Source organism: Halomonas sp. SIMBA_159, assembly GCF_046536035.1.
GTDB lineage: Bacteria > Pseudomonadota > Gammaproteobacteria > Pseudomonadales > Halomonadaceae > Vreelandella > Vreelandella venusta_A.
In genome coordinates this window covers 1-273 of the sequence record NZ_JAWJBT010000543.1, presented here as the reverse complement: position 1 = coordinate 273, position 273 = coordinate 1, and the positions used below count along the sequence as shown (strand labels likewise).

The 273-nt window shown below is 33.0% G+C and carries 1 protein-coding gene; it reads left to right on the top strand.

Annotated elements, in window-relative coordinates; translation table 11 throughout:
* On the top strand, positions 1 to 273 hold a 273-nt coding region (locus tag R0J87_RS20385; RefSeq protein WP_498888531.1), incomplete at both ends, for a hypothetical protein.

The window sequence follows — 273 nt, the reverse complement described above, 5'->3', positions numbered from 1 at the left end:
CTCGCAAAAAACTCATTAGTTTGGGGAGCAGTCAGTATCAGACCCGCATGATAACAAAACATCTAAAACCTCATGTTATCAAAAATAGAACATATTTTTATTGTTATGAAGAAGTTATACAAGCAATCGTAGAAAGACGAAAAAATAATCGAATTAGACATACAACCCGTGAACACTTGATTGAGTTAGAAACAAAACTACGACACCTTGATCAATCTGAATCTAAATCACTAGAATTAGTAAAGTTAGATCAAATCTTGGCAAAAGGAACAG